This is a genomic window from Bradyrhizobium sp. USDA 4538, assembly GCF_024171045.1.
Lineage (GTDB): Bacteria > Pseudomonadota > Alphaproteobacteria > Rhizobiales > Xanthobacteraceae > Bradyrhizobium > Bradyrhizobium australafricanum.
Genome location: NZ_JALJZE010000001.1, coordinates 1,076,409 through 1,103,140 on the forward strand (window position 1 = coordinate 1,076,409; position 26,732 = coordinate 1,103,140).

The window sequence follows — 26,732 nt, forward strand, 5'->3', positions numbered from 1 at the left end:
AAGCCAGTCAAAACAACGGTTTTTGCCTCTCTTTGGCGATGCTCAGACGAGCACCTCGACAAGCTCCACCCCGGCCGCGCGCATCGCCGCGGTGGCGACGGCAAGCGAACCGCCGAGATCGATGGCGCGGCAGCCCGCCAGCACCACCGTGGTCTCGAAACCGAGCCGGCGCGCATCGAGCGCCGAATACTGCACGCAATAGTCCGTGGCGAGCCCCGCCATCACGATGCGCTTGAGGCCGCGCTCGCGCAGATAGCCGGCGAGCCCGGTCGGCGTCTTGCGGTCGTTCTCGAAGAACGCCGAATAGGAATCGATCGCGGACCGGAAGCCCTTGCGGATCACGAGCTCGGCCCGCTCGGTGGCGAGGTCGGGATGGAACGCGGCGCCCACGCTGCCCTGGACGCAATGATCCGGCCACAGCGTCTGCGGCCCATACGGCATGGCGATCTCGGAGAACGGCGCCGCGCCCGGATGCGAGGTCGCAAACGAGCTGTGGCCCGCCGGATGCCAGTCCTGGGTCAGCACGACATGGTCGAAGCGGCCGGCCAGCCGGTTGACCACCGGCACGACGGCATCGCCGTCCGCGACCGCCAGCGCGCCGCCGGGGCAGAAATCGTTCTGCACGTCGATGACCAGCAACAGATCGTCGGGCAGGGTCTTCATCAGGTGCCGATCCGCAATGACGCGCGCAGCTTGCGCAGACAGGCGATCACCGACAGCGCGGTGATGCGGCCGGTCTTCGGATTCTCTGAGGGAATGTTCTCGATCATCATCGAGAACCGCGCGGAATCGGAATCGACCTCGATCCGATGGGTGTTGCGGGTCACGGTCGGATCCGCCCAGATCTCGACCCTTGTGCGGTCGGGGCCGATGCCGGCCAGCGACAGCGCCACCGCGACGTTGAGGTTGGCCGGAAAGCCCTTTGCGGCATCGCGCGCGCTGCCCTCGAAGATGCGCAGCGGCTCGGTGATGCCTTCGATCCGGATGTTGTTTTCGACCAGGTGCGGCGCGCCGACGAGGCCCGCGACCGGCTTGCGCGTCACCAGCCTCGCCGAATGAATGGTCCCGATCGCCGCCGCGGTCACCGCATCGAGCCCGATCAGCGCGCCGGTCGGCACGATGATCTGGCCGCCATGGGCCTTCGCGAGATCGACGAGGTCCTCGTTCTGCAGCAGCGCGCCGACGCTGAGCACGACCGCGGTCTTGCCGCGCTCGACCACCGGCGCCACGATCGAACGGACCAGTTTGCTCGGCGCGCATTCGACCACGATGTCGGCAATCTCGGCCAGCTGCTCGATCGGCACCAGCTTCGGCGCAGACTTGAGCTCCGCCACCCAGCCGCGATGCTTGTCCGGGCTGTTCGCCGACACCGCAGCCAGCGCGAGGCCCTCGATGCCCTGATCGAGCGCCTTGACGACGTCGGTGCCGATCGCGCCGAGGCCGGCGACCGCAACCCGTGTCCTTGTCTTGCTGTCAGCCATCATTTCCCGCCGGCGAGCATCTTGACCAGGCGATAGAGATACTCCTCGCCCTCGTAGAACGACTTGACGAGCACGCGCTCGTCCTTGCCATGGATACGGTTGTCGTCGACATCGGCGGCCAGCCCGGAGTGACCATAGGTCGGAATCCCCGCGTTACGCAGATAGCTGCCGTCGGTCGCGCCGGTGCTCATGACCGGAACGATCGACGCATCCGGCCAGAACTCCTTCGACAGCTTCTCGATCGAACCCATGATCTCCTCATTGAGGGGCGACGGCGGGCTCAGCACGGCCTTGCCGGTCGGAGCCACCGCGATCTCCTTGTCGGCGAGCACCCGCTCGATCGTCGCCTGCACGCCCTCGACCGGCTCGCCGGGCAGGATCCGGCAGTTCACCTTGGCGGTCGCCAGCTGCGGCAGCGCGTTGATGGCGTGGCCGCCCTCTAGCAGGGTCGCGACGCAGGTGGTGCGGAGCTGCGCATTATAGCCCGGATTCTCCGACAATCGCGCCAGCGCCGCCGGGTCGGGCTGCGGCGCCAGGATCGCCCTGATGTCGTCGGCATGCGACGTGTCGACCTCGGCGGTCTTGGTGAAATAGATCCGGGTGGTCTCGTTGAGGTTCATCGGGAAGCTGTAATTGGAGAGCCGCACGAGGCCTTCGGCGAGATGATAGATCGCGTTGTCCTTGCGCGGCAGCGACGAGTGGCCGCCGCGATCCTTCACCGTGAGCTGGTAGCCGATCGAGACCTTCTCGCTGGTCTGCACGCTGTTGCGGATCGCCTTGCCGTTCTTGAGGCCGACGCCGCCGCCTTCATTGAGCGCGAACTCGGCATCGATCAGGTCGCGGTGGTTCTTGATCAGCCACTGCATGCCGAGGCCGTTGGCATCGAGGATCTCCTCGTCGGTCTCGAGCGCCACGATGATGTCGCGATCGGGCTTGTAGCCCTCCTTCTTGTAGCGGATCAGATTGGTGATGAAGGCGGACGCCATGTATTTGTCGTCGCTGGAGCCGCGGCCGTAAAAATAGCCGTCCTGCTCGGTGAGCTTGAACGGATCGACCGACCAGTCCTCGCGGTTGGCGGGGACGACGTCGATATGGGCGACCAGGAGGATCGGCTTGCGCGCGCCGGAACCGCGCAGCCGCGCCACCAGATTGCCCTTGTGCGGCGCCGGCGAGAACACGTGCACGTCGGCCTCGGGGAAGCCCGCCGCGCGGAGCCGCGCGCCCATCGCCTCCGCCGCCTTCTGGGTATCGCCGGTCGCGGTGGTCGTGTTGATCTCGACCAGTTCCTGGTAGATGCCGCGGGCGAATTGCTGCTGCTCGGTCAGCCCCTGCGCCGCGGCGCCGGTTGCCAGCAGCGCCGGACCAAGCGCTGCCGCGAGCCGCAGCGATCGAACCGTGTTTCTAGCCTTGTGCGACATCGTACTCTCCCGGAATTCCGCCGCCTGATCGGAGACGAATTCAGACAGGCGACACGCGCTTTGGCAAGACGGCGAGCCCTTCAATTTCCGCGCGCATGCTCCGCGGTTTCGCGCACGCTATTTGCAGTCCTTATTTCGAATCCTTGGCCGCGATCACCTCGATCTCGACCAAGAATCCGGGATTGGCGAGCGCCGCGACGCCGACTACCGAGCGCGCCGGCAGGTTCGGCTGGCTGCCGCCGAAGAACTGGGTGTAGCCCTCCATGAAGGCCTTGAAGTCCATCGGCGCGGACGCGCTGTGCACCAGGAATACCTGCATCTTGACGACGTCGCCCATGCCAAGGCCCTGGCCTTCCAGCATGCCCTTGATGCGGTTGAGCACGCCGACGGTCTGCGTCTTGGTATCGCCATAGGCCTGCGGGCTCGACGGATCGGCGTCCTTGTTGATCGCCGGCGGCACCTGGCCGCTGACATAGACGGTCGTGGTGTTGCCGGTGACGGTCACGGCCTGCGCGATCGGGAATGTCGAGTTGGGAATCGGATGCCTGACGACGTCAGCCGAAGCAGCGGTCGCCATCGCCGACAGCGCGGCGCCCAGTGCGATACCGATGAATTTCATCAAACTCTCCCCGAGTGTTTTTGTCAGCGGCGGGCGTCCTGGACATCCTTGGTCGTCACCGCGTCCTCATAGTTGTTGCTGAAGTGCGTCCGCAGATAATTCACAACGGCGGCGATCTGACCATCGGTCATCATGTCGCCGAACGCCGGCATGCCGCGGCGGCCATTGATGACCAGGAAGACCGGATAGCTGCCGGCCTCGAGATTCTTGTTGCCGGCCAGCGACGGGTAGCTGCCCGCCCCGCTCGCGCCCGTCGCATCCGGCATGTGGCAGCCCTGGCACACATTGGCGAACAGCTCCTCGCCGGTCATCTCGACGAAGCGATAACCCGAAGAGAAGGTGCGCTTGCCTGCGCCACTGTTCTGCCCAAGGGCTGCCGTTGCCGACAGCAGCGCCAGGGCAGCAATGATCGATGTTGCGGTCCGCATCATCATGTCTTCACCACGCGTTCGTGCAGCCGGCAGATGACGTCGAGCGCGGACAGGATCGCGCCCTCCTGCCAGGCCGGCAGCTGCGAGGCGTGCTCGCCCGCCAGCACGATACGGCCGTCGATCTGGCAGAGATTGCGGTAATGCTGCGCACGGGCGGCCTCGGTCCATTCGCCGGCGCAGCCGAGCGTGAACGGCACGCGATGCCAGGCCACCGCGACGCCGTTCTCGAATTCGTTCCTGTACTGCGGATGGATTGCGGCGCCGAACTCGACCGCGCTGGCGACCCGCTCGGCCGGCGTCATCGCGGTGAATTCGAACGAATTGGCACCGCCATACATGTAGGCACCGAGCAGGATGCCGCGGCCGCCGCGGTTGAAGCCATAGTTCGGGTAGGCGATCTGCCGGATCGGCAGGTCCGTATAGCTGATGCCGCCATAGATCGCGTCATCCTCCTCCCAGAACCGCCGCTTGAACTGCAGGCCGATCTTCACCGAGGCGGCATAGGGCACGGAGTCGATCGCACTCTTCATCGGCGCGCTGACATCGACCGGCAACTGGCTCAGGATCGGCAACGGGATGGTGCAGATGCACCAGTCGGCGGTCGCCTGCTGCACCGTCGATGGACTGGCGGTGTCGACATAGCTCACGGTGACGCCGGAGCCGTTCTGCTGGATCTGCGTCACCTTGGCGCCATAGCGGATGAGATCGCCGACCTCGCGCGCGAACGCCTTGCCGATCATGTCCATGCCGCCGACCGGCTGGAACATGGTGGTCTGGAAATCGTAGCGCGCAAACGTCTGCAGATAGCGCCACATCCGCGACCGCAGCAGCTCCTGCAGCGGGATCGGGTCGCTGGGCAGCGGATCGCCCATCAAGCCGCCGCCGGGATCGCGCGCATAACCGCGGAACTCGGCCGACACGAGGTTGGCATTGTACTTGTAGTCGCGATCCAGCGCGCCCCAGTCGCGCAGCGACTGCAGCAGGATCTCCTGATCTTCCTTGCCGACGGTCTCGTCGAGCCGGCCCTGCTGGGTGATCTTTGCGAGCAGCTCCGAAACCCCGCCCTGGAAATCCGCCTTGATGCTGCGAAAGCGCTGCGGCTTGCCGCCGAATGCACGCGTCGCGTGCAGATAGGCGTTGTGGTTGAGCTGGATGAAGGGTTCCAGTGTCACATTGAGCCGGCGGCAGTAATCGAGCAGCGCACGGTGATGATAGGGAATCCGCCACGGCCCGGGATTGAGATAGAGCCCCTGCTCGAACTGGCTGGTCTGCCTGAAGCCGCCGAGCTCGACAAAGCTGTCGCCGCCGCGGATCGACCAGTTGCGGCCGCCGGCGCGGCTGTTGAATTCGAGGATCTGGACCTTGTAGCCGGCCTTGCGCAGCTCCAGCGCCGCCGTCATCCCGGCAAGCCCCGCGCCGAGAATCAGCACCGAGGCGCCCTTCACATCGCCCGCGAGCTTGAGCGGCCCCTTGTAGGCGGATTCGGACGCGAAGCCGAGGCTCGTCATCGCGTGATACATCGCCGAACTGCCGGCAATGGTGCCAATCAGCGCCAGCAGATCACGCCGCCTGATCACAGATTCGTTCTGCACCCGCGCTCACCCAGCCGCTGACGTCGATGGCGAAGGGAAACGGTTGACGCGATCCGTGTCAAGAAAGGGCGCGCGCTTCCACATGCACCCACACGCGCTTTTGATGCATCACGCGACCGCCACGTCACACCACGCGCTCGCGATGCACGCGCCGGCAATCCATTTCGAAGTCGAGGCCAACCACCGGCGGCCGGTCGAAATGCCAGGTCAAGCCGTTGCGAAGCGCGCCGCGGCGGCCGAGTTCGCTTTCGAGCACCGGATAGGCGTCGTGCACGGTGTACAGCTGCACCGCGGTGGTGTCCTGCCAACGGCCGCCGAACGCGCTCATCCGGCGTTCCATCTCGTCGGCCACGAATTTCGCCTTCGCCAGCAGGCCGGCCGGGCTGGTGTCGCCGAGGGCTACGGTATGATCGCGGTAATTGGCCTTGCCCTCGACCGACTCGCCGCTGCCGGCGACGACAAAGCTGGTTGGTTCGTCCTTGGCGGCCGGCACCGTGTAGCAGAAGGCGTGGAAGCTCGGCTCGCCGGGCGGATCGAGCTTCGGACAGACATTGCTGCGCGCCACCGGATTGACGCCGTCCCGCATCACGCCCCAGGCCACGAGCGTCTTGATGCAGATCTCGTTGAAGGCCCTGAACCCGTCCTCGGTGAACGGCGCCGGGGAACGCAGTTCGCAGGCGCCAAATGACGTCAGCGGACGACCCGCCGCTTTGATGATGTCGGCAATCCTTGCAAAACCCGCGCCCAACGGCACCGGTTCAGAGAACCTGACGCGCTCGATGGCAAAGCCGGGCAGCGCAGCGATGCCGCAGGAATACTGGCCGACGCCGGGCATGAAGCGGTAGCCGCCGTCGAAAGCCTCGATGGTGTTGGTCATGGTGCCTCGTGAACACGGTGATGGGGCCGTCGCGATGACGCCTCGCTTGATTTCACCACAGCTGTCGTCCCTGCGAAAGCAGGGACCCATACTCCGCAGCCGAGGTTGTTAAGGGGACTCGTCATTTCGGCGTCGTGAAACAATGACGATCGGTGGTTATGGGTCCCTGCTCCCGTGCGCAATTGCGCACTAGGCAGGGACGACACTGAACTTGTTGCACGACCACCGGTGGAAGGGCTCCCTTCCCTCTCACCGTCGTCCCGCGAGGAGCCGGGCGGTCGTCGGCCGACAGCGATCATTAGTCGGCCGGGATGAAGCGGAGTGTGCCTGCCCGGCGCGTCGGCTTGCCGGTGTCGTTCGTATGATTGACCCCGTCCATCACAGGCACCTCGGGGAAGTCGAACGGGCTTACACCATCCAGGCAGGCCACGTTGACGGCATACAGGTTCTGGTTCGATCGCCGTTGATGATGGGTGTAGATCCCGCAGCGCGAACAGAAGAAGTGCTGCACCGATCCGGTATGGAAGCGGTAGCTTGTCAACGCCTCCTCGCCGTGCAGGAACTTGATCCCGCCCATCTCCGCCATGGCAACGACGGCGCCCCGCATCCGGCAGTAAGAGCAGGTGCAGCGGCGGATCGAATTGAAGCCGTCGCTGAGCGTCACCTCGAAACGCACCGCGCCGCAATGGCACTGGCCAGCCCGAACACCCGTGTCGCCCGTCATGTTGCTGCGTCTCCTTCTGCGCCCGGTCCTGCCGGGCGGACGAGAAACGTTCTCAGCGACGTCAACGCACAGCAAGCCCGCAGTTCGCTCGGAACCGCGCAGCGACCTGCGCGACGATCATGATCTGTCGACTGAGACTGATCTCAATACGAAAGTATCTTGAGGATCGGCACCGGACAATCGATCAAAACTCGCGCATGATGCCAGAAAAACTCACGCGAAGGCTCGATGCAGATTTTGACGAGACTAGTGCGATTTGGCGACGTAAGGGCAGCCGCCTTCATCGAGCGGACGGAAGGCCTGGTCGCCCGGGACCGTCGCGAGATACTCGTAGAGGTCCCACTTGCTCTTGGACTCTTCCGGCTTCTTGATGCGCATCAGGTACATGTCGTGCACCATCCGGCCGTCCTCGCGCACGACGCCGTTCTGGGCAAAGAAATCATTGACCGGGGTCTTGCGCATCTGCGCGATCACGGTCTCCGAATCGACCGAGTTGGTGGCGGCGACTGCCTTGAAGTAGTGCCGGAGCGCCGAGTTGACGCCGGCCTGATAGGCGGTCGGCATCGCGCCGTGCCGCTTGAAGAACTCCTGGGCGAACACGCGCGTCTCCGGCGTGCGATCCCAATAGAAGGAATCGGTGAACAGCAGATCGTGCGCATGCGCGAGGCCGAGCGCGGGCACGTCGGTGAGCGTCACCTGCAGCGCGACGACCTGCATGCTGGCGCGGATGTTGAATTCGTCGGCCTGAGAGACCGCGTTGCGGAAGTCGGAACCGGCATTGGCAAGCGCCAGGATCTTTGCGCCGGAGGACTGGGCCTGCAGCAGGAAGGACGAGAAATCGGCGGTATCGAAGGGATGGCGGACCGCGCCGAGCACCTTGCCGCCGGCCGATGTCACGGCCTTGCTGGCATCGCGCTCCAGCGCCTGGCCGAACGCATAATCCGCCGTCAGGAAGAACCAGGGCGTGCCGCCGCGGGCAACCACGGCCTTCGCCGTCGCGTTCGAGGAGGCATAGGTGTCATAAGTCCACTGCACGCTCGTCGGCGAGCATTGCTTGCCGGTGAGATCGGACGAGCCCGAGCCCGAGATCAGAAACAGCTTCTTGCGTTCGCGCGTCACGGTCTGGATCGCGAGCGCCACCGCGGAATTGACGCCTTCGGCGATCACGTCGACACCCTTGTTGTCGATCCAGTTGCGCACGATGCCGGTCGCCACATCAGGCTTGTTCTGGTGATCCGCCGAAATGATCTCGATCTTGCGTCCGGCGACCGTGCCACCGATTTCCTCCGCGGCCATCTGCGCCGCGATCACCGATCCCGGGCCATTGCCGTCGGAATATTGCCCGCTCATGTCGGTGATGATGCCGACCCGCAGCACGCCATCCTCCGCTCGGGCAGCGCCGGCCGCAAATGAGAGACACACGGCAATTGCGACCAGGACATGCGAGCGTTTCGTGATGGACATTTCGTTCCCAGGGGTTTCGACGTTTCGGACGATCTCCTGAAGCAATCAGGGATCGCCGACAACCCCGTCGCCGGCATGGCGCTCTGCGATTCCGTTGAGAAATTCCGGGAGAAGGAACGCAGCCGGACCGCCGGCACGCTCGCGTTTCCCATCGCACGAACGCCGCGACGAAACTTCGCCGCGGCGCGCGTTGAATCATACGAATGGATAATGCGTGGTGGCGTCGAGATCGCCTCAGCGCCGCTGCCACAATTGTCGTGCCAGAACGCCGGCCTTGCGTTCGATCGCGTCGGCGGCGTCGAGACACATGTCCTCGCGATAGCGCGAGCCGACGATCTGCACGCCGACCGGCAATCCCTCATCGAGGCCCACCGGCACCACGGCCGCCGGCAGGCCCAGAACGTTCATCGACGAAATGAAGCGCAGGTCGTTCCAGAACAAATCCTTGACGCGCTGATCGCCGCCGAGATCGGCATTGACCTCCGGCGTCTTGCGCACGGTGGTCGGCATCACGACCAGCGGATACTGCTCGAGGAACGTCATCCAGTTCCGGATATGGCGCGAGCGCTCGGCAATCGCCTTCATGTAGCCGGCCTGGTCGAGCGGGTTGGCCAGCGCCATGAAGCCGCGGAACGTCTTCTGGAAGTCGGCGCTGGTGGTCGCCAGCATCTGGTCCTGCTGCAACACGCGGGTCTCGGTCATGATCAGGTCGCACCAGAGCTGCCAGACCTTGTTGAGGTCGGGCACCTCGACCTCACTGACCGCATAGCCGGCATCGGCGAGATGATCCGCCGCCTTGCGCTGGAGCGCAATCACGCCGCGATCGGTCGCCATGTCCTCGGGAATCTTTGCGAGCGCGACCTTGATCGGCCCGGCCGGCTTCGGCCCCGTCAGCGGCGCCGGCACATACCAGGGATCGGCCGGGTCGCGCTGCGCCATCACCTCGAGGCCGAGGCGCACGTCGGCGACGTGGCGCGCCAGCGGCCCTTGCGACGACATGAACTGCGCCATCAGCGGCCGTTCTACCGTGGCGCTGGGATTGAACGCGGGAATGCGGCCCTGGGTCGGCTTGATGGTGGCAATGCCGTTGCAATGCGCCGGCCAGCGCAGCGAGCCGCCGATGTCGTTGCCATGCGCGATGGTGCCGATGCCGGCCGCGATCGACGCGCCGGCGCCGCCCGACGATCCGCCGCAGGTCACGTCGGCATTCCAGGGATTGCGCGTCAGGCCATGCAGCGGGTTGTCGGTGAAGCCGCGCAGCGAGAACTCCGGCGTGTTGGTGAGGCCGATGATGACGGCGCCGGCCTTCCTGAGATTGGCCGTCACCGGCGAGTCGCCCGGCGCGATGTTGTCCTTGAATGCCACCACGCCGTTCGAATTGGCCTGGCCCTTGACGTCGATGTTGATCTTGATCGTGACCGGCACACCGTGCAGCGGCCCGACGGCGCCGCCTCCGCGCTTGCTCGCGGCCAGCGCCTCGTCCGCGGCCTTCGCCGCCTGCATCGCAGACGCGCCGAGATCGACCACGACGGCGTTGAGCGCCGGATTGGCTTCCTGCATGCGGTCGAGATGGGCGCGAACCACCTCCTCCGACGTCACTTCGTTGTTTCGGATCGCCGCGGCCGTGTCGACGGCGGACCAGTGCCAGATCGGTGCATTCGTCACGTGATGTTCTCCCATGATTGTTCGGTGCTTGTTGTTGGTTCAGTCTCGCGGGTCGATCGGCGTCAGCTTTGATGCACGCGCCTCGATCAGCTCGGCCACTGCGAGACAGACATCTTCCCGGAAGCGGCAGGCGATCACCTGCACGCCGACCGGCACGCCCTCGGCGGTCCCGGTCGGCACGACGACCGACGGAAAGCCGAGCGCGGGCACCGCAAGCAGCGGCCGCTGCGCGTCGAGCAGCGCGCGGACCACCGCCGCGTCTTCCTGATCCTGATCGAAACGGAACGGCAGTTGCGCCGAGACCGGCAGGATGATGACGGGATGGCGCTCCTGGAACAGCTGCCAGGCCCGCACGATCGCCAGCCGCTGCTCGAAGCAGGCGAGCACCTGATCGCCGTCGAGCTCGGGCGCGTAGGCGATATGGCACTCGAGATTGTATCGGCTCCGATCGTCGCCGAACTTGCGGATCATCGGCGCCAGGACGCGCCGCTCCTCATTGATGACGAGGCGATGCCAGAGATCGGCGGCCTCCGCGAGCCGCGGCGGCACGGTCTCCTCCACGGCAAAGCCGGCCTCCGCGAGCCAGTGCCCGGCGGCGCGCACCGCCGCGCTCACCTCCGGCGCCTCGTCGCCGAACGGCGCGGGCGCGATCGCGACGCCGATCGGACGCTTGAGCGGCGCACCTTGGAGGGGCACCGGCAGCCATGTGCCGTCGCGCGCGTCCGCCTGGGCCATCGCGGCGAGGCCGAGCCCGAGATCGGCGACCGAGCGGGCGAGCGGCCCCTGCACCGACATCATCTGCGCGGTGATCGGACGGTCGCCGGTTGCCGACGGATTGAACGCGGGGATCCGCCCCGGCGTCGGACGCAGGCCGGCGACGCCGCAGGCGTAAGCCGGATAGCGGATCGAGCCGCCGAAATCATTGCCGTGCGCGATCGCGCCCATCCCGGAGGCGACGGCCGATGCGGCGCCGCCGCTGGAGCCGCCCGGCGTCAGCCGACGGCTCCACGGATTGTAGGTCGCGCCGTGCAGATCGTTGTTGGTGAACCAGCGGTGCGAAAAGGCCGGCGTGTTGGTGCGCCCGACAATGACCGCGCCCGCCTTGCGAAGATTCGCGACCACCGGGCTGTCCTCGGTGGCGATCACGTCGCGGAAGGCCACGACGCCATTGGTGGTGGCGCAGCCGCGCTGGTCGACATTGACCTTGATCGTGACCGGCACGCCGTGCAGCACGCCGAGCTCCGCGCCTGACTTCACCGCTTCGTCCGCCGCGTCCGCGGCGGCCAGCGCTTCATCGGCGAGCACAGCGACAATGGCGTTCAATGCCGGATTGACCTCGGCGATGCGATCGAGGCTGGATCGCACGGCTTCCCGGCTGGAAATCGCGCGCGTCGCGATCGCACGCGCCAGATCGACGGCCGACCAGCTCCACAACTCATTCTCGCGCCGCGTGTCCATTGTCGTTTTCTCCAGGGCGTGATGCAGCAGTCCGCCGATGCGGTTCAATCGAGCCGCAACGGCTGATGAAACACGGGCAGATCGATGCGCCGGTCTTCCGCGGGAACGACCACCGCTTCGGCGCTCAGCACATGATCGAGCATCACGCGCCGGGCGCGCGCGGCATTGCCGGAGCGGAACGCGGCCATCAGACGCTTGTGAAACTCGATATTCTCGCAGGTGAAGCTGGATGCGAATTCCTGCACGCCGAGCTTGCCGATCAGATGCCTGATGGCCTCGTTGACGAACCGGCACACCAGGCCGAGCAGCGGGTTGGGACAGGCCTCGATCAGGATGTCGTGGAAATCGATCTCGGCGTGACGATGATGTTCCCAATCGGCATCCCCACGGGGATGATGCTCCTGGACCGCGATCGCCTTTTCCAGTGCTGCGAAATGCTCCGCCGTGAGGTGGCCGACCACGCTGAAGGCGAGCTCCGGCTCGATCAGCCGGCGGATCTGGTAGATTTGCGCGGTAGAGACCGACTGGAAGTAGAAGTAGTTGCTGAGCAGGCCGACGATCCGGTTGATCGACACCGGCGCCACCCGCGCGCCGCCGCCGGGACCGGTGGTGTTCTGCACTAGCCCCTGCACCTCCAGGGACTTGAGCGCCTCGCGGATGGTCGAGCGGCTGCAGCCGAACATCTCGATCAGCTCGCCCTCCTGCGGCAGCCGGTCGCTCGGCTGCAAGCCGGCCTGGAAGATGTGGCTGCGGATCAGGTCGGCGACGGCGTCCGAGCGCTTGCGCTTGATCGAGGCGCGGCGCGAAGGGTCGAGGCACGGGAGAGCCGATTTATCCATTTTATGATCATAAATAGGTCCGGCACGGTATGGCAAGACGTTTCCGCCGGCCGCCCGGGCTACATCGGTCAATACTCCCGTTCCAGGAAACGCAGAAATCGACGCTGCGGACTCAGGATCGATCAACATCTGATGCCTAGAATGCCACGGCAAATTCCAATGAGGCCGGCATGACAGGCGACGAAGTTCGAGATCAGGCTCAATCCGGTGGCGGCGTGGGACTGTCCGACGAAAACCTTGCGCTCCACCGAAGCGCCATCCAGAGCCGCATTACGTTTCAAGGCCTTGCGACCCGGCCATTCGAGGGGCTGTCGTGGGACTACTTCCTCGCGGATGTCGAGCTGGAAGCGCGCGCTGCGCGCATCGGGATGCGCGACACGACCATCGGGTCGTACTGCGACACCATACAGTTGCTGCCTGCGGCCGCGATCGTCCGCCTGGATGCAGCGCTTTCCGTCTACTTCCTGCCTCCCGAGCCCGAGAGCGAGGCTCACGTCGATTACCTCTTGCGACCGCTGGACGCCGCGACGGCAAAGCGGATGCGGCAGCGTCGGCATGCCGTTCACGCCATGCAGGCCGTGGCGCAACAGCAGGAAGAGGCCAGAAAAAAAGCGGCTGCGCCGGACGAAGAACTCAAGTCGCAATATTGGCCGTGTCCGCATGCGGCGCTGAGTACCGAGCCCGACGACTTCCTGCTCTGGATCAAGGATCAGACGCCCGACACCTGGCACGTCATCGTCGACAGCTGGGATCACAACAGCGACGATCGGGATAGCGTGATCGAATGGATCTTCGAGCAGCCGAACTGCGACCTCGGCACGGCCGCGCAATACTTTTTCATCGCGGCATTGGGGCTCGCCAACGAGGAGCCGGCGCAACTCAGTTCCGGCTATCGGCGCAAATGGCATCTCATGAAGCGCGTGGCCGACAACTGGCAACGCGGGCATTATCTGCGCAATGAATTGCAGCCCTCAGTTCAGCCGTCCGACGTCCAATACTACGACGAGTTGGTGGCGCGCCGGGAGGCCAGTGGTCGTCCGCTGCCGTGGACAGTGCCGGGACCGAAACTGCGCCGGTTTGGCGGACGGCAGGCGAATTCAGCGTATTTCTACGAGGACTGCCAGTTGAGGCTGGGCTTTACGGCTTGGAAACAGCAGCGCGAGCAACTCGGGTGCGGCAGGGACTTTCCGCGCTGTTGCCAAGAATGATCACGCCTCCTCAATTCGACAGGCGCTGCGCCTCGAGGCCGCGGCTGTAGCGCGACATCGCAAAGCAGAACACGAAGTAGATCACGCCGACGAACAGCGTACCCCCCGGTCGTTTGGCATCGCCCCGAGGCAAAGCGCCTACGCGGTCAAAGGGCGACCGGACGCTGTACGATGGTGATGACGAGGAGCCCGCGGAACCGAGGCGGCGTCTCGCTTAAAGCGGACTATGGTTCACGGTGTGGCGCATCTGGCGACAAAAGCCCTCCACGAACTGCGCGAGCGCCTCGAAATTGACCAGCAGCCTTTCGGCCTGCTCCCGGTCAACCGAACCAGGGGCAAACGATTCCGCCAGACGCCGCTGGCGATCTGCGCGATCCCGGCAGGCCGCGGCCCTGCTTTCGGCAAACTCCAGTTGCTCGCGTCGGCGGCCGAGCTTGTCTTCTTCCTCAAGCAGCCGCTTGTTGAGCATCGATCTCGTGTTGGTTGGAACGTCCGGGCGCTTCAGCAGATCCAGATAGTGGTCGATGTTTGCGCGCGCGGTATACTCGTTCACGTATGTGCCTCCCGCCAGTCGCAGTCTCGGTCGGCGAGGCTTGGCTTCAACACTCAGGAATTGCTCGATCTCCGCCAGGAGTTGGCGAAGCTCATCAGTCGAAAAGCCCTGCAGGGCATCGTGGACCTGGCTTCGGGTGCTTTCCGGATAGGCGGCGTTGTCTTCGGCCATTGGCGTACGGCAAAAATCAAAAAGTAAAGCCTGTCAGGCCCGCACCAAATCAACAAATCAACGGCAGCATTTGCGTTCAGTCCAGATTGAACGATGCCCGCGCGAACAATGATTTCTGTCATCGCGCGCGCTCGCGAATCCAATCGCGCTCAAGATAAGTTACGGGCGGAACATCGCCTAGTGCACTCTGTGCCAGCCGCGCCTTTGCGCCAACCATCGGCCAAGTCTTGGTTGCCGCATCGTTAAAGCCAGAACAGGCCGCTCCAGAAATCAAAGCACACGGCTGCGGATGCGAACAGGCCGGCACCGAAGGATGCAGCATGTGAGGGAGGCAAGCGACGGAGAATCCGGATCGCTCAGCCGTGCGCGCGCTGCGCCTCGAGGCCGCGGCTGTAGCGCGACATCGCAAAGCAGAACACGAAGTAGATCACGCCGACGAACACATAGACCTCGACGCTGAAGGCCTGCCAGGCCGGATCGACGATCGCGGTCTTGGCGGTGGTCAAGAGATCGAAGATGCCGATGATCAGGACCAGGCTGGTGTCCTTGAAGAAGGCGATGAAGGTGTTGACCAGCGGCGGGATGACGTGGCGGATCGCCTGCGGCAGCACGATCAGCGCGTTCTTCTCCCAGTAGGACAGCCCGAGCGCGTCGGCGGCCTCATATTGTCCGCGCGGCACCGCCTGCAGACCGCCGCGCACCACTTCCGCAAGGTAGGCGCCGGCATAGAGGATGAAGGCGATCTGGGCGCGCAGCAATTTGTCGATGTTGACGCCGTCAGGCATGAACAGCGGAAACATGACGCTCGCCATGAACAACAGGCTGATCAGCGGCACGCCGCGGATCAGCTCGACATAGAGCACGCAGAGCGAGCGGATCGCCGGCAGTTTGGAGCGGCGCCCGAGCGCGACCAGGATTCCGAGCGGGAAGCCGAACGCCAATCCGAAAGTCGCCAGGATCAGCGTCACCGGCAGCCCGCCCCAGCGGTCCTGCGTGACAAAGGACATGCCGAGAAAGCCGCCCCACATCAGGCACCCGATCGCGATCAAGGCCGCAGCCCACAGCAGGAACAGCTCCTTGCGCCAGAAGCTGCGGCGGCTCGAGATCACGAACAGCGCAATGAAGATCACGACCGCGAGCGCCGGCCGCCACTGCTCGCTGAACGGATAGGTGCCGAACAGGATGAAGCGGTACTTCTCGGGAATCACCGCCCAGCAGGCGCCGACGCCGCGCAGCGCGCGGCAGGCGCTGGTGTCGTTGCCCGAGACGATCCAGACCGCGTTGGCGATGCCCCATTGCCAGAGGCCGATGCACGCCTTGCCGAGCACGAACAGCAGCAGCAGCGTCATGATGCTCGACGTTACGGACGCGAACAGGTTGGCGCGCAGCCAGGCCACGATCTGGCCGCCGAGCGTGCGCCGCGCGCGGCGCCGGCCGATCGGCAGCGGATCCTGCGGGAGATGTGCGACCGAGCTCATGTCAGCGCTCCACCAGCGCGATCCGCGCGTTGTACCAGTTCATGAACAGGCTGATGCCGAGGCTGATGGTGAGGAACACCATCATGATCAGCGCGATCGACTCGATGGCCTGCCCGGTCTGGTTCAGCGTGGTGTTGGCGATCGAGACGATGTCCTGGTAGCCGACCGCGACCGCGAGCGACGAATTCTTGGTCAGGTTCAGATACTGGCTGGTCATCGGCGGGATGATGACGCGCAGCGCCTGCGGCAGCACGATGTGCTGCAGGACGAAGCTGCGCTTCAGCCCGAGCGCCTTGGCCGCGTCCGACTGGCCGCGCGGCACCGCCTGGATGCCGCTGCGTACGATCTCGGCGATGAACGCCGAAGTATACGTGACCAGCGCGATCAGCAGCGCGAAATATTCCGGCGCCAGGGTCAGCCCTCCGACGAAGTTGAAGCCGCGCAGCTCGGGCAGCATGACGCTCCAGCTTGCGCCCAGAAGCCACGACACCAGCGCAGGCAGCGCGATGATGAGGCCGAGCGCGTAGGGCCAGACCGGCCGCGCCTTGCCATCGAGCATCTGCTGCGCGATCAGGCGGCGCCTGACGATGAGGAAGACGATCACGCCGGCGACCAGCGCAGCGAGCGTCCAGCCATTGGCCTCATGCAGCGGCACCGACGGCAGCACCAGGCCGCGGTTGGACAGATAGACCCCGTCGACCGGCTTCCACGCCTGGCGCGCCGCCGGCAGGCCCTGCATCAGCACGTACCAGAACAACAGCTGCAACAGCAGCGGCAGGTCGCGCAGTACCTCGACATAGACGGCAGCGAGCCGCGCCAGCAGCCAGTTCGACGACAGCCGCGCGATGCCGACCAGCGTGCCGATCACGGTCGCCAGCACGATACCGATGACCGCGACGCGCAGCGTGTTGACGACGCCGACGATGAAGGCGCGCAGGTAAGTGTTCTTCGGCGTGTAGTCGATCCAGCTGTCGGCGATCGGCATGCCGGCTTCACGGCCGAGGAAGGCAAAGCCGGTCGAGATGCGCCGCACCGAGAGATTATGGACCGCGTTGGACCACAGCCAGGCGACGACGGCGACCGCGATGGCGACCACCAGGATCTGCCAGAACAGGCCTGCGACGCGGGGATCGCTGAGCGAAAGCCGCCAGGGCCGGGCGGGAGGGCGTTTCGGCGTCGATGTCGTCACAGCACAAGGACCCCAGTGAGAAGCGATCTTCTGCCATGCGCAAGAGCGTTTTCGAGCGAAGCGGATACCGGTTCGCGTGAAGAAGACGCGTCAACCTCAAATCCTGCGCGCGTCATATGTTGCACCAAATTAATATTTGTGCAACATATGTTTCATGGCCAAGGCTCAGCCGAAACCATCGCCCCTGAACGAATTGTGCAGCGCACTGCCGTCGCTGCCGATGCGCTTGCAGGAGGTCGGCCGGTTCGTCGCCGCCAATGATTACGACGCCACCACCCGCTCGATGCGCGAGCTCGCCTCCGTCGCCGGCGCCGATCCTGCCTCATTCACCCGTCTTGCCAAGGCGCTCGGCTATTCCGGCTGGGACGAATTGCGCGCCGCGCTCACCGAGGCGCGCCGGCCGGCGCAGGGCTCGCCGTTCTCCGGCCGCGCCAGGAGCCGCCGCGCCGGGCCGAATGCCGATGTCAAACTGGTGCACGACAAATTGGAAGCCGAGGCCGCGGGCCTTGCGCGGATTTCAGCGAGCGCGATCGCGGAAGCCGCGCGTGCGCTGCACTCCGCTGACAGGATCTGGATATCGGGGTTTCGCAGCTGCCGCAGCGTCGCGGAACTGCTGACCTATCAGCTTCGCCTGTTCCGCCCCGATGCCGTGCAATTGGTCGGCGGCTCCGGCCCGTTCGATCTCGACCACGGCGCCTTCCGCTCAGGCGACGCCGTGGTCGTGATCGGCTTTGCGCCCTACACCCTGGTCAGCGTCGAGACGGCGCGCGCCGCGCATCAGGCGCGTGCTGCGCTGATCGCGATCGCCGACACCATCACAGCTCCGATGGCCGAAGGCGCCGATCATCTGCTGCTGTTCGAGGCCGCCTCCTCCCCCGGCTTCTTCCCGAGCCTGACCGGCGCGATCGCAGTCGCCCAGTCGCTGGCTGCCGTCGCTTTCACGCTGGGCGGCGCCGGGGCAAAGCGCAAGCTGGAGGAGACCGAGGGCCGGCTTGCCGAGATGTCGCAATATTTTGTCGAGAAAGGATGAGTGTCATGGCAGCCAACAAGAGCCGCGTGATGCATCGCAGCCTGCGCGAGACCCCGCCGAAAGCGGTCGGCGGCGACGGCGTCTGGCTGATCGCGGAGGATGGCCACCGGATTCTGGATTCCTCCGGCGGCGCCGCGGTCTCCTGCCTCGGCCATCAGCATCCGCGGATCCTTGCCGCGATCGGCAAGCAGGCCTCGAAGATTGCCTATGCCCATACCGGCTTCTTCTCCTCCGAGCCCGCGGAAGAGCTCGCCGAGCGGCTGGTCGGCCACGAGCCCGGCGGCCTCGGCTATGTCTATTTCGTCAGCGGCGGGTCGGAGGCGATCGAGGCCTCGATCAAGCTGGCGCGGCAATATTTCATCGAGCGCGGCGAGCCGAAGCGTGCGCGCTTCATCGCGCGCCGCCAGAGCTATCACGGCAATACGCTCGGCGCGCTGTCGGCCGGCGGCAATGCCTGGCGCCGCGAGCCCTACGCGCCGCTGCTGTCGCCCTCGTTCAGCCATGTCACGCCGGCCTTCGCCTATCACGAGAAGCGCGACGATGAATCGGAGGCGGCATTCGTGGCGCGCCTTGCCGCCGAGCTCGAAGCCGAATTCCAGCGGCTCGGCCCCGATACAGTCGCGGCGTTCATCGCCGAGCCCGTGGTCGGCGCCACCGCCGGCTGCGTGCCGGCGCCGGAGGGTTACTTCAAGGCGGTGCGCGAGATCTGCAACCGCCACGGCGCGCTGTTGATCCTCGACGAGGTGATGTGCGGCATGGGCCGCACCGGCACGCTGCACGCATGGGAGCAGGAAGGCATCTCGCCCGACATCCAGGCGGTCGCCAAGGGGCTCGGCGGCGGCTATCAGCCGATCGGCGCGATGCTTGCCAGCGGCACGATTGTCGACACGGTGCGCAACGGCTCCGGCGCGTTCCAGCACGGGCACACCTATCTGGCGCATCCGCTCGCCTGCGCCGCCGCGCTCGAGGTGCAGAAGGTGATCGCTGAGGAGAAGCTGCTCGACCAGGTCAAGGAGCGCGGCCGCCAGCTCGAGCAGCGGCTCACCGAACGGTTCGGCAATCATCGCCATGTCGGCGACATCAGGGGCCGCGGCCTGTTCTGGGGGCTCGAGCTGGTCGCCGACCGTGCCACGCGGCAGCCGTTCGATCCCAAGCTGAAACTGCATCAGCGGATCAAGTCCGCCGCCTTCGCCGGCGGGCTCGGCTGCTATCCGTCGGGCGGCACCGCCGACGGCCAGCGCGGCGATCACGTGCTGCTCGCCCCGCCCTATATCGCGACTTCCGGCGACATCGACATGATCGTCGAGCGGCTAGGCGCTGCGGTAGACAGCGCGTTGAAAGACGTTGGTCATTAGGAGGAGGACAGAATGAGGAACGTATTGATCGCGGCGAGCCTGTTCGTCGCAGGACTATCAACCGCGAGCGCCGCGACGCTCGACACCGTCAAGCAGCGCGGCACGCTGGTGTGCGGCGTCTCGACCGGCTTTGCCGGATTCTCGGCGCCGGATTCGCAAGGCAACTTCAAGGGCCTCGACGTCGACTATTGCCGTGCGCTTGCCGCCGGCGTGCTCGGCGATCCCGCCAAGGTGCGCTACGTCGCGCTGACCGCGCAGAACCGCTTCACCGCGCTGCAGTCAGGCGAGATCGACGTGCTCTACCGCAACTCGACGCAGACCTTTCTGCGCGGCACCACGCTTGGGCTGCGGCAGGGACCGGTCAATTTCTACGACGGCCAGGGCTTTGTCGTGAAGAAGGACCTCGGCGTGAAGGAGCTGAAGGACCTCAAGGGCGCCACCGTGTGCGTCGCCCAGGGCACCACGCATGAAGTGACGCTCGGCGACTACGGCCGCGCCAACGGCATCGACTGGAAGCCGCTGGTGTTCGACCGCGTCGACACCATGTACCAGACCTTCTTCGGCGGCCGCTGCGATGCCATGACCCAGGATGCTTCCGCGCTCGCAGGCGCGGTCGCGACCGCAGCCCCGAAGGCCGATGACTATGTCGTGCTGCCGCAGACCATCAGCAAGGAGCCGCTCGGCCCGTTCACCCGCAACGGCGATGAAGTGTGGAGCGACATCATCACCTGGCTGCATTACGGCCTGATCGAGGCCGAAGAGCTCGGCGTCACCCAGGCCAATGCCGACGAGATGGCGAAGTCGCAGGTCCCGGCGATCCAGCGCCTGCTCGGCGCGTCGGGCGATCTCGGCTCGCGCCTCGGCCTCGACAACAAATGGCTGCTCGCCGCGATCAAGGCCGGCGGCAATTACGGCGAAATCTTCGAGCGCAATGTCGGCAAGGCCAGCCCGCTGAAGCTCGAGCGCGGCCTCAACGCCACCTGGAGCAAGGGCGGGTTGATGTACGCGATTCCGTTCAAGTGACCGAAGTTACCTCGCCCCGCCTGCGGGGAGAGGTCGGATTGCGAAGCAATCCGGGTGAGGGGGCGCCTCCGCATACCCTCCTCTCACCTGTTACGACGATAGAGCCCCTCACCCCAACCCTCTCCCCGCGAAAGAGCGGGGAGAGGGAGAGCAAGAAACATCGATGCGCATCACCCTGATTCACGCCCTGAAACACTCGATCGTGCCGATCGAAGCATCGTTCGCACGGCATTGGCCGGAGGCGCGGCTGATGAACCTGCTCGACGATAGCCTGTCGGCGGACCTCGCGCGCGACGGCAGGCTTGACGAGCGCATGACCGAGCGATTTCTGACCATGGGCCGCTATGCGGCAAGCACCGGCGCCAATGGCATCCTGTTCACCTGCTCGGCGTTCGGGCCGTGCATCGAGGCGGTGGCGCGCGCGCACGCGCCGATGCCGGTGCTGAAGCCGAACGAGGCGATGATCGAGCAGGCGGTGGCAAAGGGCAAGCGGATCGGCCTGCTCTCGACCTTCCCGCCGACGTTGGTGTCGATGCCGCCGGAATTTCCGCCACAGGTCACGCTGGTGCCGAAACTTGCCGAGGGCGCGCTGGCGGCGCTCGACCGCGGCGACCGCGCCGAGCATGACCGCATCGTCGTCGAGGCATCCAAGGAGCTGCGCGACTGCGATCTGATCGCGCTCGCGCAGTACAGCATGGCGCCGGCGGCCGAGCGCGTCGCCGAAGCCACTGGCCGCGAGGTGCTGACGACGCCTGATAGCGCGGTGCTGAAGCTAAAGGCGATGCTGGGGGTTTGATCTCCGTCATTGCGAGCCACCCGGTCGGCGCGAAGCGCCGCCGGATGACAGGCTCCGCGAAGCAATCCATCGCTCCGCTATGCGGATAATGGATTGCTTCGTCGCTTCAGCGCAAAATTGCTTCGCAATTTTGTCGCGAGCTCCTCGCAATGACGGAGCCGCCAATCTTCGTCAGGCCGCTCACCCGCCCGCGTCGTGCACGTTCAGATCGACGCCTTGCGGATCCCTAATCGTCGACACCGTGATCAGCGAGATCAGCGACAGCACCGCGATGTAGACGCCGACGCGCCAGGACTGGCCGTAGGTGCCGATGATCCATTGCGCGATCATCGGCGCGAAGGCGCCGCCGAAGATGGCGCCGAGCGCATAGCCGATCGAGACGCCGGAATAGCGCACCTTGGCCGGAAACAGCTCGGCGTAGAGCGCCGCCTGCGGGCCGTAGGACAGGCCGAGCGCGATGGTGAGCCCGACCGCGCTGACGAAGAACAGCAGCAGGTTCTTGCTGTCGATCAGGAACCACATCGGCACCGCCCACAGCACCATCAGGGTGTAGCCGATCTGGAAGCAGCGCACGCGGCCGATTTTGTCGCCGAGGATACCGCCGAGTAGCGTGAAGATGAACCAGCTGACCGCCGCGAGCGTGCCGATCAGCAGCAGCTGCTCGGACGGCATCTTCAGTGTATTGGCGCCGTAGCTGATGATGAACGCGATCAGGATGTAGCCGGCCGCATTGTTGGCCATGAAGATCAACGCGGTGCGCAGGATCTCCTTGCTGTGATTGCGCATCAGGTCGCGCAGCGGTGCAGAGGATTCCCTGTGCCGACGCTGCATCGCCTGGAACACCGGAGACTCTTCCACGGTGCGGCGGATCACGATGCCGACGACGATCAGCATGATCGACAGCAGGAACGGAATCCGCCAACCCCACTCGATCATCGCCTGCTTGCCGAGCGTCGCGGTGAGCACCCACAGCACGCCGGTCGCCAGGATCATGCCGAGCGGCGTGCCGATCTGCGGGAACGAGCCGAAGAAGCTGCGCTTGTCGACGGGCGCCGATTCCACCGCCATGAGCGCCGCGCCGCCCCACTCGCCGCCGGCCGAGAAGCCTTGCAGGATGCGCAGGAGAATAAGGAGTGCCGGCGCCCAGGCACCGATCTGTGCGTAGGTCGGCAGCAGGCCGACCAGCGCGGTCGCCGCCCCCATCAACAGCAGCGTGACGACGAGCATGTTCTTGCGCCCGAAGCGGTCGCCGAGATGGCCGCAGACGATGGCCCCTAACGGGCGGAACAGGAATGAGAGGCCGAGCGTCGCGAACGAGACGATCTGCGCCAGCAGCGGATTGTTCGCGTTCATCGGCGCGAAGAACAGCGCGCCGAACACCAGGCCCGCCGCCTGGGCGTAAACGAAGAAGTCGTACCACTCGATGGTGGTGCCGACGAGCGTTGCGGTGAGGACCTTGCGCTCCTCATCCGACAGTTCAGCGCCGCGCGAGCGCGCGGACAGTTCGATGGACATGTCGCCTCCCCAAAACCCGTTCTTGAACCTGTTCTTGGCCGCGCGGGCGTGGTCGGCGGCGATGCGCCTGTCCCGCACGGATGCTGGGCCCGGGATTAGCAGAGGTTTCCGCACCACACGAGCAAAATAGTTGCAGCCGCAACGATATTCGGCGAATTGTGCTTTTGGCCCCGGTTCCCGACCCCGTTACCTCGACCGCGATCGGCGGGCAGCTATCCCGAAACGTCAATTGTGCATCGCAACAAGGTCGCTACGATGCGAGGATTCCCAAGAGGTTGCTAAGTGTCTGACATCAATGCCGATGCCTGGGTTTCCTCAGGCCACCGCCCGATGGGCTTCCCGGAATTCGTCGTCGTCATCGCCTCGATCATGGCGCTGAACCCGCTGGCGATGGACATGATGCTGCCGGCGCTGCCGAACATCCGCTCCGCGTTCCAGATCGCCGACGCCAACCGCCCGCAGATGGTGCTGTCGATCTTCCTGGTCGGCTTCGGCGTCGGCCAGTTCGTGATGGGCCCGCTGTCGGACCGCTTCGGCCGCCGCCCGGTGCTGCTCGGCGGCATGACCGTCTACACCATCGCCGGCCTGCTCGCGATCATGGCGCCCTCGTTTGAGACGCTGCTGTTGGCGCGCGCGCTGCAAGGGCTCGGCACCGCGGCGACCCGCGTGATCGCGACCTCGATCGTGCGGGACTGCTACGCTGGACGCCGGATGGCGAGCGTGATGTCGCTGGCGATGATGGTGTTCATCGCAGTCCCCGTAATCGCGCCGTCATTCGGCCAGGCGGTGATGCTGCTGACGCATTGGCGCGGCATCTTCGTGCTGCTGATGATCTACGGCGTGATCGCGCTGGCCTGGAGTGCGATGCGGATGCCGGAAACGCTGCCGCTGGAATTGCGCAAGTCGCTGGCGATCCCGGAGGTCTTGTCCGCGTTTCGCCAGACCGTCACCAATCGCCAGACGCTCGGCTACGCGCTCGCCGCCGGCGGCGTGCAGGGCTCGCTGTTTGCCTTCGTGTTCTCCTCGCAGCAGATCTTCACCGACATCTTCAAGCTCGGGCATTACTTCCCGGTCGCCTTCGCGGCCTGCGCGGTCGGCGTCGCGATCGCCGGCTTCCTCAATTCGCGCATCGTCGGCCGCATCGGCATGCGCGTGATCTCGCACGCCGCGCTGACCGGCTTTGCCGTCGTCGCAGGCGCCCTGCTGCTGGCGGTGAAGACCGACACGCTGTCGCTGCCGCTGTTCATGGTGCTGTCGGGCCTGATGATGTTCGCGTTCGGGCTGATGATGGCGAATTTCACCGCGCTCGCGATGGAGCCGCAGGGCAAGATCGCCGGCACCGCCTCCTCGCTGTACGGCACGATCACGACGCTGCTCGGGATCGGCGTCGGCACCACGATCGGCCAGGATTACAACGGCACGCTGGCGCCGTTCGCGACCGGCTTCTTCCTCTGCACGCTGGCCGCGCTCGCCGTCGTCTTGGTAACGGAGAAGGGCCGGATGTTCCGGCCGCATCATCATCCGATTTGATTGATCCGTAGCCCGGATGCAGCGCAGCGCAATCCGGGATTCATCGTGCGGGCGACAGGATCCCGGATTACGCGGAGCTTGTCATCGGGCGCGCGTTCGCGCGACCCGTTGGCTCCATCCGGACTACGATCCTGACTTGACCCGCTGCTGTAGCCCGCATGAGCGCAGCGATATGCGGGGCAACTGTTCCCGCATATCGCTTCGCTCATCCGGGCTACAATTCTGACTGGTTACACCACTGTAGCCCGCATGAGCGGAGCGATATGCGGGGCTGCTGTTCCCGGATATCGCTTCGCTCATCCGGGCTACAATTCTGAGATCGCGTCAGGCTTCGCGAGTCCGTCCGACGCTGCTTTGCGCCCGGGCGGGCGCCACCGCACGCCGCGTCGCCGCGAATCCCTCCATCCCCAGCTGCCACTGCAGGCCCACGATCGCGCCCTTGGTCGGCTGCAGCAGCGCCAGCGCGCTGAACAGCGTGAATGGAAGCCAGATCGCCAGTTGGAGCCAGGCCGGCGGCGCGTAGTTCATCTCGAGCCACAGCAGCGCCGGCACCACGACGTGGCCGACCACGACGATCACGAGATAGGCCGGGAAATCGTCGGCGCGCTGCGGGGTGAAGTCCTCGCTGCAGACCTCACAGTGATCGGCGACCTTGAGGAAACGGCCGAACAGATGGCCGCGCCCGCAGTTCGGGCATTTCATGGTGAAGCCGCGCCACATCGCCTTTGGCAGGGAAACCGTCTCGGTCATCGTCGTTTTCCTTTGGCCGTTGTCCTTGACCCGATCTGATGATCCATACAATATGCATTCGAGCACCTACAATCAAAGACAAAGCGTCGGATTGCATGGATTGGATCCCTACAGTTTCGGAATGGCACGGCCCGATGTTCCTGCGCATCGTCGATGCGCTGGCCGCCGACATCGCGAGCGGCCGGCTGGTGCGCGGCCAGCGGCTGCCGACCCATCGCGCGCTGGCGTCAGCGCTCGATATCGATCTGACCACGGTGACTCGCGCCTATGGCGAGGCGCGGCGGCGCGGACTGCTCGACGCCCGTGTGGGCCAGGGTACGTTCGTCTCGGAGACCACCGCGCGCGCCACCTCCGACCTGCCCGCGCCCGTCAACATCGACCTGTCGATGAACCTGCCGCCGCAGCCGGTCGAGGCCAATCTCGACCTGCGCATTGCGCAGGGACTTGCGACCATTCGCTCCGAGGCCGGGTTCTCCGCCTATCTCGGCTACACGCGTCCGGGCGGCACCACTGAGGAGCGCGAGGCCGGCGCCGCGTGGCTCGCGCCGCGGGTGCCGCAGGCGGCGGCCGACCGCATCGTGATCTATCCGGGTTCGCAGGCGATCATCTTCAACACGCTGCTGGCGCTGACATCGCCGGGCGATGTCGTGGTGACGGAGGCGTTGACCTTTCCCGGCATCAAGGCCGCGGCGGCGCGGCTTGATATCCGCCTGGTCGGGGTTGCGATGGACGCCGAGGGCGCGCGGCCCGACGCGCTCGACGAGGCCTGCCGCAAGCACAAGCCGAAGGCGGTCTACCTGGTGCCGACGCAGCAAAACCCGACCACGGCGACGATGAGCGCGATCAGACGCAAGGCGGTCGCCGATGTCATCAGCAAGCGCGGCTGCGTCCTGATCGAAGACGACGTCTACGGGCCGCTCGAACCGCAGATGGCGCCGATCGCAACCCTGATTCCGGAGCGCACCTACTACGCCGCGAGCATCGCAAAATGCATCGCGCCGGCCCTGCGCGTCGCCTATCTCCTGGCGCCCGATGCCGCCGCCGAGCAGCGCATGCGCGCCGGCATGCAGGCCACCATGCAGATGCCGCCATCGCTGATGGTCGCGCTGGTCACGCAATGGCTGCGTTCCGGCGTCGCCGCCGACATCATCCGCGCCATCCGAAACGAGGCCGCGGCGCGCCAACAGCTCGCGGCCCGCTTCCTCAAAGGCGTCAGCTATGCGGCGCGGCCGGCGAGCCACCATCTCTGGATGCCGCTGCCGAAGCATTTCGACGGCACCGACCTGCTGTCGCATCTGATGCGCAACGGTCTCGCCGTGGTCGGCGAAGACGCCTTTGCGGCAGGCGATGCCGCGCCGCGCGGCCTGCGCGTGTCGCTGGGTGCGGCGCGCAACCGCGCCGAACTGAGCCAGGCGCTGCAGGTGCTGTCGAATGCGGTGCGCACGCCCGTCGGCGCTACCCAAATCGTATAATTCCGGCGATCGCCGGGAATAAACTCGCTCCAAAATGATTATGGTGCGCGGGAGCGCGCGCCGCTAAAACTCTGCGCTCAGGGCATCAGGCAGG

The 26,732-nt window shown here is 65.6% G+C and carries 25 protein-coding genes and 1 pseudogene; 8 read left to right on the forward strand and 18 right to left on the reverse strand.

The genetic code is table 11. From position 1 onward, the window contains the following. Positions 1–42: 42 nt before the first annotated feature. The 12 genes from pncA to J2R78_RS04760 all read right to left on the reverse strand — a co-directional run bounded on the left by pncA (position 43) and on the right by J2R78_RS04760 (position 12,568). Entirely contained in the window at positions 43–663 is a 621-nt protein-coding gene (gene pncA, locus J2R78_RS04705; RefSeq protein ID WP_253603181.1) for a bifunctional nicotinamidase/pyrazinamidase, read from the reverse strand. After that, on the reverse strand, positions 663–1,481 hold the full coding sequence (locus J2R78_RS04710; protein WP_253609756.1) for an aspartate dehydrogenase: 819 nt from the start codon (positions 1,479–1,481) through the stop codon (positions 663–665). Before J2R78_RS04710 ends, pncA begins: the two co-directional genes overlap by 1 nt. Continuing rightward, positions 1,481–2,899 (reverse strand): M20/M25/M40 family metallo-hydrolase, encoded by a 1,419-nt coding sequence (locus J2R78_RS04715; RefSeq protein WP_253603183.1) that lies wholly within the window; start codon positions 2,897–2,899, stop codon positions 1,481–1,483. Before J2R78_RS04715 ends, J2R78_RS04710 begins: the two co-directional genes overlap by 1 nt. A gap of 130 nt (positions 2,900–3,029) precedes the next feature. Then, positions 3,030–3,518, reverse strand: a complete 489-nt coding sequence (locus tag J2R78_RS04720; protein WP_253603185.1) for a Rid family hydrolase — start codon at positions 3,516–3,518, stop codon at positions 3,030–3,032. Positions 3,519–3,541: 23 nt separating this feature from the next. Then, positions 3,542–3,946, reverse strand: coding sequence for a cytochrome c (locus J2R78_RS04725; RefSeq protein WP_253635994.1), 405 nt, complete (start codon positions 3,944–3,946; stop codon positions 3,542–3,544). A gap of 2 nt (positions 3,947–3,948) precedes the next feature. After that, positions 3,949–5,541, reverse strand: a complete 1,593-nt coding sequence (locus J2R78_RS04730) for an NAD(P)/FAD-dependent oxidoreductase (RefSeq protein ID WP_253603189.1) — start codon at positions 5,539–5,541, stop codon at positions 3,949–3,951. Positions 5,542–5,665: 124 nt separating this feature from the next. After that, positions 5,666–6,418, reverse strand: a complete 753-nt coding sequence (locus J2R78_RS04735; protein WP_253603191.1) for a hypothetical protein — start codon at positions 6,416–6,418, stop codon at positions 5,666–5,668. A gap of 298 nt (positions 6,419–6,716) precedes the next feature. Beyond that, complete coding sequence (locus tag J2R78_RS04740) at positions 6,717–7,142, reverse strand: GFA family protein (RefSeq protein WP_253603192.1); 426 nt, start codon at positions 7,140–7,142, stop codon at positions 6,717–6,719. Positions 7,143–7,388: 246 nt separating this feature from the next. Further along, the gene (locus J2R78_RS04745) at positions 7,389–8,606 is read right to left on the reverse strand and encodes an ABC transporter substrate-binding protein (RefSeq protein ID WP_253603194.1); all 1,218 of its coding nucleotides are present in this window, start codon (positions 8,604–8,606) and stop codon (positions 7,389–7,391) included. Between the two features lie 234 nt (positions 8,607–8,840). Further along, the gene (locus tag J2R78_RS04750) at positions 8,841–10,286 is read right to left on the reverse strand and encodes an amidase family protein (RefSeq protein WP_253603196.1); all 1,446 of its coding nucleotides are present in this window, start codon (positions 10,284–10,286) and stop codon (positions 8,841–8,843) included. 24 nt (positions 10,287–10,310) lie between these two features. Then, positions 10,311–11,729 carry an amidase family protein gene (locus tag J2R78_RS04755; protein WP_253603198.1) on the reverse strand — a complete coding sequence of 473 codons (1,419 nt, stop codon included), beginning with the start codon at positions 11,727–11,729 and terminating at the stop codon, positions 10,311–10,313. 44 nt (positions 11,730–11,773) lie between these two features. Next, entirely contained in the window at positions 11,774–12,568 is a 795-nt protein-coding gene (locus J2R78_RS04760) for a FadR/GntR family transcriptional regulator (RefSeq protein WP_253603200.1), read from the reverse strand. A 569-nt stretch (positions 12,569–13,137) separates the two neighbouring features. Here J2R78_RS04760 and J2R78_RS45080 point away from each other — a divergent pair. Beyond that, positions 13,138–13,479 (forward strand): annotated as a pseudogene (locus tag J2R78_RS45080) (DUF4274 domain-containing protein); the annotation flags it as partial. Positions 13,480–13,525: 46 nt separating this feature from the next. Next, the gene (locus J2R78_RS45085) at positions 13,526–13,696 is read left to right on the forward strand and encodes a hypothetical protein (protein ID WP_371852150.1); all 171 of its coding nucleotides are present in this window, start codon (positions 13,526–13,528) and stop codon (positions 13,694–13,696) included. Positions 13,697–13,786: 90 nt separating this feature from the next. Here the strand turns inward: J2R78_RS45085 and J2R78_RS44665 are convergent, their stop codons facing one another. From J2R78_RS44665 to J2R78_RS04780, 4 genes are all read right to left on the reverse strand, one after another. Next, entirely contained in the window at positions 13,787–13,909 is a 123-nt protein-coding gene (locus J2R78_RS44665) for a hypothetical protein (RefSeq protein WP_256520758.1), read from the reverse strand. A gap of 81 nt (positions 13,910–13,990) precedes the next feature. After that, entirely contained in the window at positions 13,991–14,500 is a 510-nt protein-coding gene (locus J2R78_RS04770; protein ID WP_253603204.1) for a hypothetical protein, read from the reverse strand. Between the two features lie 356 nt (positions 14,501–14,856). After that, positions 14,857–15,978 (reverse strand): amino acid ABC transporter permease, encoded by a 1,122-nt coding sequence (locus tag J2R78_RS04775; RefSeq protein WP_253603206.1) that lies wholly within the window; start codon positions 15,976–15,978, stop codon positions 14,857–14,859. 1 nt (position 15,979) lies between these two features. After that, positions 15,980–17,167: an amino acid ABC transporter permease gene (locus J2R78_RS04780; RefSeq protein WP_375166977.1), complete on the reverse strand. Its 1,188-nt coding sequence runs from the start codon at positions 17,165–17,167 to the stop codon at positions 15,980–15,982. Positions 17,168–17,321: 154 nt separating this feature from the next. Here J2R78_RS04780 and J2R78_RS04785 point away from each other — a divergent pair, with 154 nt between their 5' ends. The 4 genes from J2R78_RS04785 to J2R78_RS04800 all read left to right on the forward strand — a co-directional run bounded on the left by J2R78_RS04785 (position 17,322) and on the right by J2R78_RS04800 (position 21,371). After that, positions 17,322–18,197: a MurR/RpiR family transcriptional regulator gene (locus J2R78_RS04785; protein ID WP_253603207.1), complete on the forward strand. Its 876-nt coding sequence runs from the start codon at positions 17,322–17,324 to the stop codon at positions 18,195–18,197. Positions 18,198–18,202: 5 nt separating this feature from the next. Next, complete coding sequence (locus tag J2R78_RS04790) at positions 18,203–19,552, forward strand: aspartate aminotransferase family protein (protein WP_253603208.1); 1,350 nt, start codon at positions 18,203–18,205, stop codon at positions 19,550–19,552. Positions 19,553–19,564: 12 nt separating this feature from the next. Continuing rightward, the gene (locus tag J2R78_RS04795; RefSeq protein WP_253603209.1) at positions 19,565–20,575 is read left to right on the forward strand and encodes an amino acid ABC transporter substrate-binding protein; all 1,011 of its coding nucleotides are present in this window, start codon (positions 19,565–19,567) and stop codon (positions 20,573–20,575) included. Between the two features lie 163 nt (positions 20,576–20,738). After that, positions 20,739–21,371, forward strand: a complete 633-nt coding sequence (locus tag J2R78_RS04800; protein ID WP_253603211.1) for an aspartate/glutamate racemase family protein — start codon at positions 20,739–20,741, stop codon at positions 21,369–21,371. A 180-nt stretch (positions 21,372–21,551) separates the two neighbouring features. On the opposite strand, the gene J2R78_RS04805 is transcribed toward J2R78_RS04800, so the two are convergent. Next, positions 21,552–22,886 carry an MFS transporter gene (locus J2R78_RS04805; protein ID WP_253603213.1) on the reverse strand — a complete coding sequence of 445 codons (1,335 nt, stop codon included), beginning with the start codon at positions 22,884–22,886 and terminating at the stop codon, positions 21,552–21,554. Between the two features lie 330 nt (positions 22,887–23,216). Here J2R78_RS04805 and J2R78_RS04810 point away from each other — a divergent pair, with 330 nt between their 5' ends. Then, entirely contained in the window at positions 23,217–24,416 is a 1,200-nt protein-coding gene (locus tag J2R78_RS04810; RefSeq protein ID WP_256558780.1) for a multidrug effflux MFS transporter, read from the forward strand. A gap of 324 nt (positions 24,417–24,740) precedes the next feature. Here J2R78_RS04810 and J2R78_RS04815 read toward each other — a convergent pair whose 3' ends face one another. Further along, entirely contained in the window at positions 24,741–25,166 is a 426-nt protein-coding gene (locus J2R78_RS04815; protein WP_057018899.1) for a DUF983 domain-containing protein, read from the reverse strand. 95 nt (positions 25,167–25,261) lie between these two features. Here J2R78_RS04815 and J2R78_RS04820 point away from each other — a divergent pair, with 95 nt between their 5' ends. Further along, a complete protein-coding gene (locus J2R78_RS04820) occupies positions 25,262–26,638 on the forward strand; it encodes a PLP-dependent aminotransferase family protein (protein WP_253603218.1) in 1,377 nt (458 codons plus the stop codon). The last annotated feature ends 94 nt before the right edge of the window (positions 26,639–26,732 follow it).

Bases quoted from the DNA above. Each gene is read 5' to 3' on its own strand.
- pncA (WP_253603181.1), bottom strand. From the start codon at position 663: ATGAAGACCCTGCCCGACGATCTGTTGCTGGTCATCGACGTGCAGAAC.
- J2R78_RS04710 (WP_253609756.1), bottom strand. From the start codon at position 1,481: ATGGCTGACAGCAAGACAAGGACACGGGTTGCGGTCGCCGGCCTCGGC.
- J2R78_RS04715 (WP_253603183.1), bottom strand. From the start codon at position 2,899: ATGTCGCACAAGGCTAGAAACACGGTTCGATCGCTGCGGCTCGCGGCA.
- J2R78_RS04720 (WP_253603185.1), bottom strand. From the start codon at position 3,518: ATGAAATTCATCGGTATCGCACTGGGCGCCGCGCTGTCGGCGATGGCG.
- J2R78_RS04725 (WP_253635994.1), bottom strand. From the start codon at position 3,946: ATGCGGACCGCAACATCGATCATTGCTGCCCTGGCGCTGCTGTCGGCA.
- J2R78_RS04735 (WP_253603191.1), bottom strand. From the start codon at position 6,418: ATGACCAACACCATCGAGGCTTTCGACGGCGGCTACCGCTTCATGCCC.
- J2R78_RS04740 (WP_253603192.1), bottom strand. From the start codon at position 7,142: ATGACGGGCGACACGGGTGTTCGGGCTGGCCAGTGCCATTGCGGCGCG.
- J2R78_RS04745 (WP_253603194.1), bottom strand. From the start codon at position 8,606: ATGTCCATCACGAAACGCTCGCATGTCCTGGTCGCAATTGCCGTGTGT.
- J2R78_RS04750 (WP_253603196.1), bottom strand. From the start codon at position 10,286: ATGGGAGAACATCACGTGACGAATGCACCGATCTGGCACTGGTCCGCC.
- J2R78_RS04755 (WP_253603198.1), bottom strand. From the start codon at position 11,729: ATGGACACGCGGCGCGAGAATGAGTTGTGGAGCTGGTCGGCCGTCGAT.
- J2R78_RS04760 (WP_253603200.1), bottom strand. From the start codon at position 12,568: ATGGATAAATCGGCTCTCCCGTGCCTCGACCCTTCGCGCCGCGCCTCG.
- J2R78_RS45085 (WP_371852150.1), top strand. From the start codon at position 13,526: ATGAATTGCAGCCCTCAGTTCAGCCGTCCGACGTCCAATACTACGACG.
- J2R78_RS04770 (WP_253603204.1), bottom strand. From the start codon at position 14,500: ATGGCCGAAGACAACGCCGCCTATCCGGAAAGCACCCGAAGCCAGGTC.
- J2R78_RS04775 (WP_253603206.1), bottom strand. From the start codon at position 15,978: ATGAGCTCGGTCGCACATCTCCCGCAGGATCCGCTGCCGATCGGCCGG.
- J2R78_RS04785 (WP_253603207.1), top strand. From the start codon at position 17,322: ATGGCCAAGGCTCAGCCGAAACCATCGCCCCTGAACGAATTGTGCAGC.
- J2R78_RS04790 (WP_253603208.1), top strand. From the start codon at position 18,203: ATGGCAGCCAACAAGAGCCGCGTGATGCATCGCAGCCTGCGCGAGACC.
- J2R78_RS04795 (WP_253603209.1), top strand. From the start codon at position 19,565: ATGAGGAACGTATTGATCGCGGCGAGCCTGTTCGTCGCAGGACTATCA.
- J2R78_RS04800 (WP_253603211.1), top strand. From the start codon at position 20,739: ATGCGCATCACCCTGATTCACGCCCTGAAACACTCGATCGTGCCGATC.
- J2R78_RS04805 (WP_253603213.1), bottom strand. From the start codon at position 22,886: ATGTCCATCGAACTGTCCGCGCGCTCGCGCGGCGCTGAACTGTCGGAT.
- J2R78_RS04810 (WP_256558780.1), top strand. From the start codon at position 23,217: ATGGGCTTCCCGGAATTCGTCGTCGTCATCGCCTCGATCATGGCGCTG.
- J2R78_RS04815 (WP_057018899.1), bottom strand. From the start codon at position 25,166: ATGACCGAGACGGTTTCCCTGCCAAAGGCGATGTGGCGCGGCTTCACC.
- J2R78_RS04820 (WP_253603218.1), top strand. From the start codon at position 25,262: ATGGATTGGATCCCTACAGTTTCGGAATGGCACGGCCCGATGTTCCTG.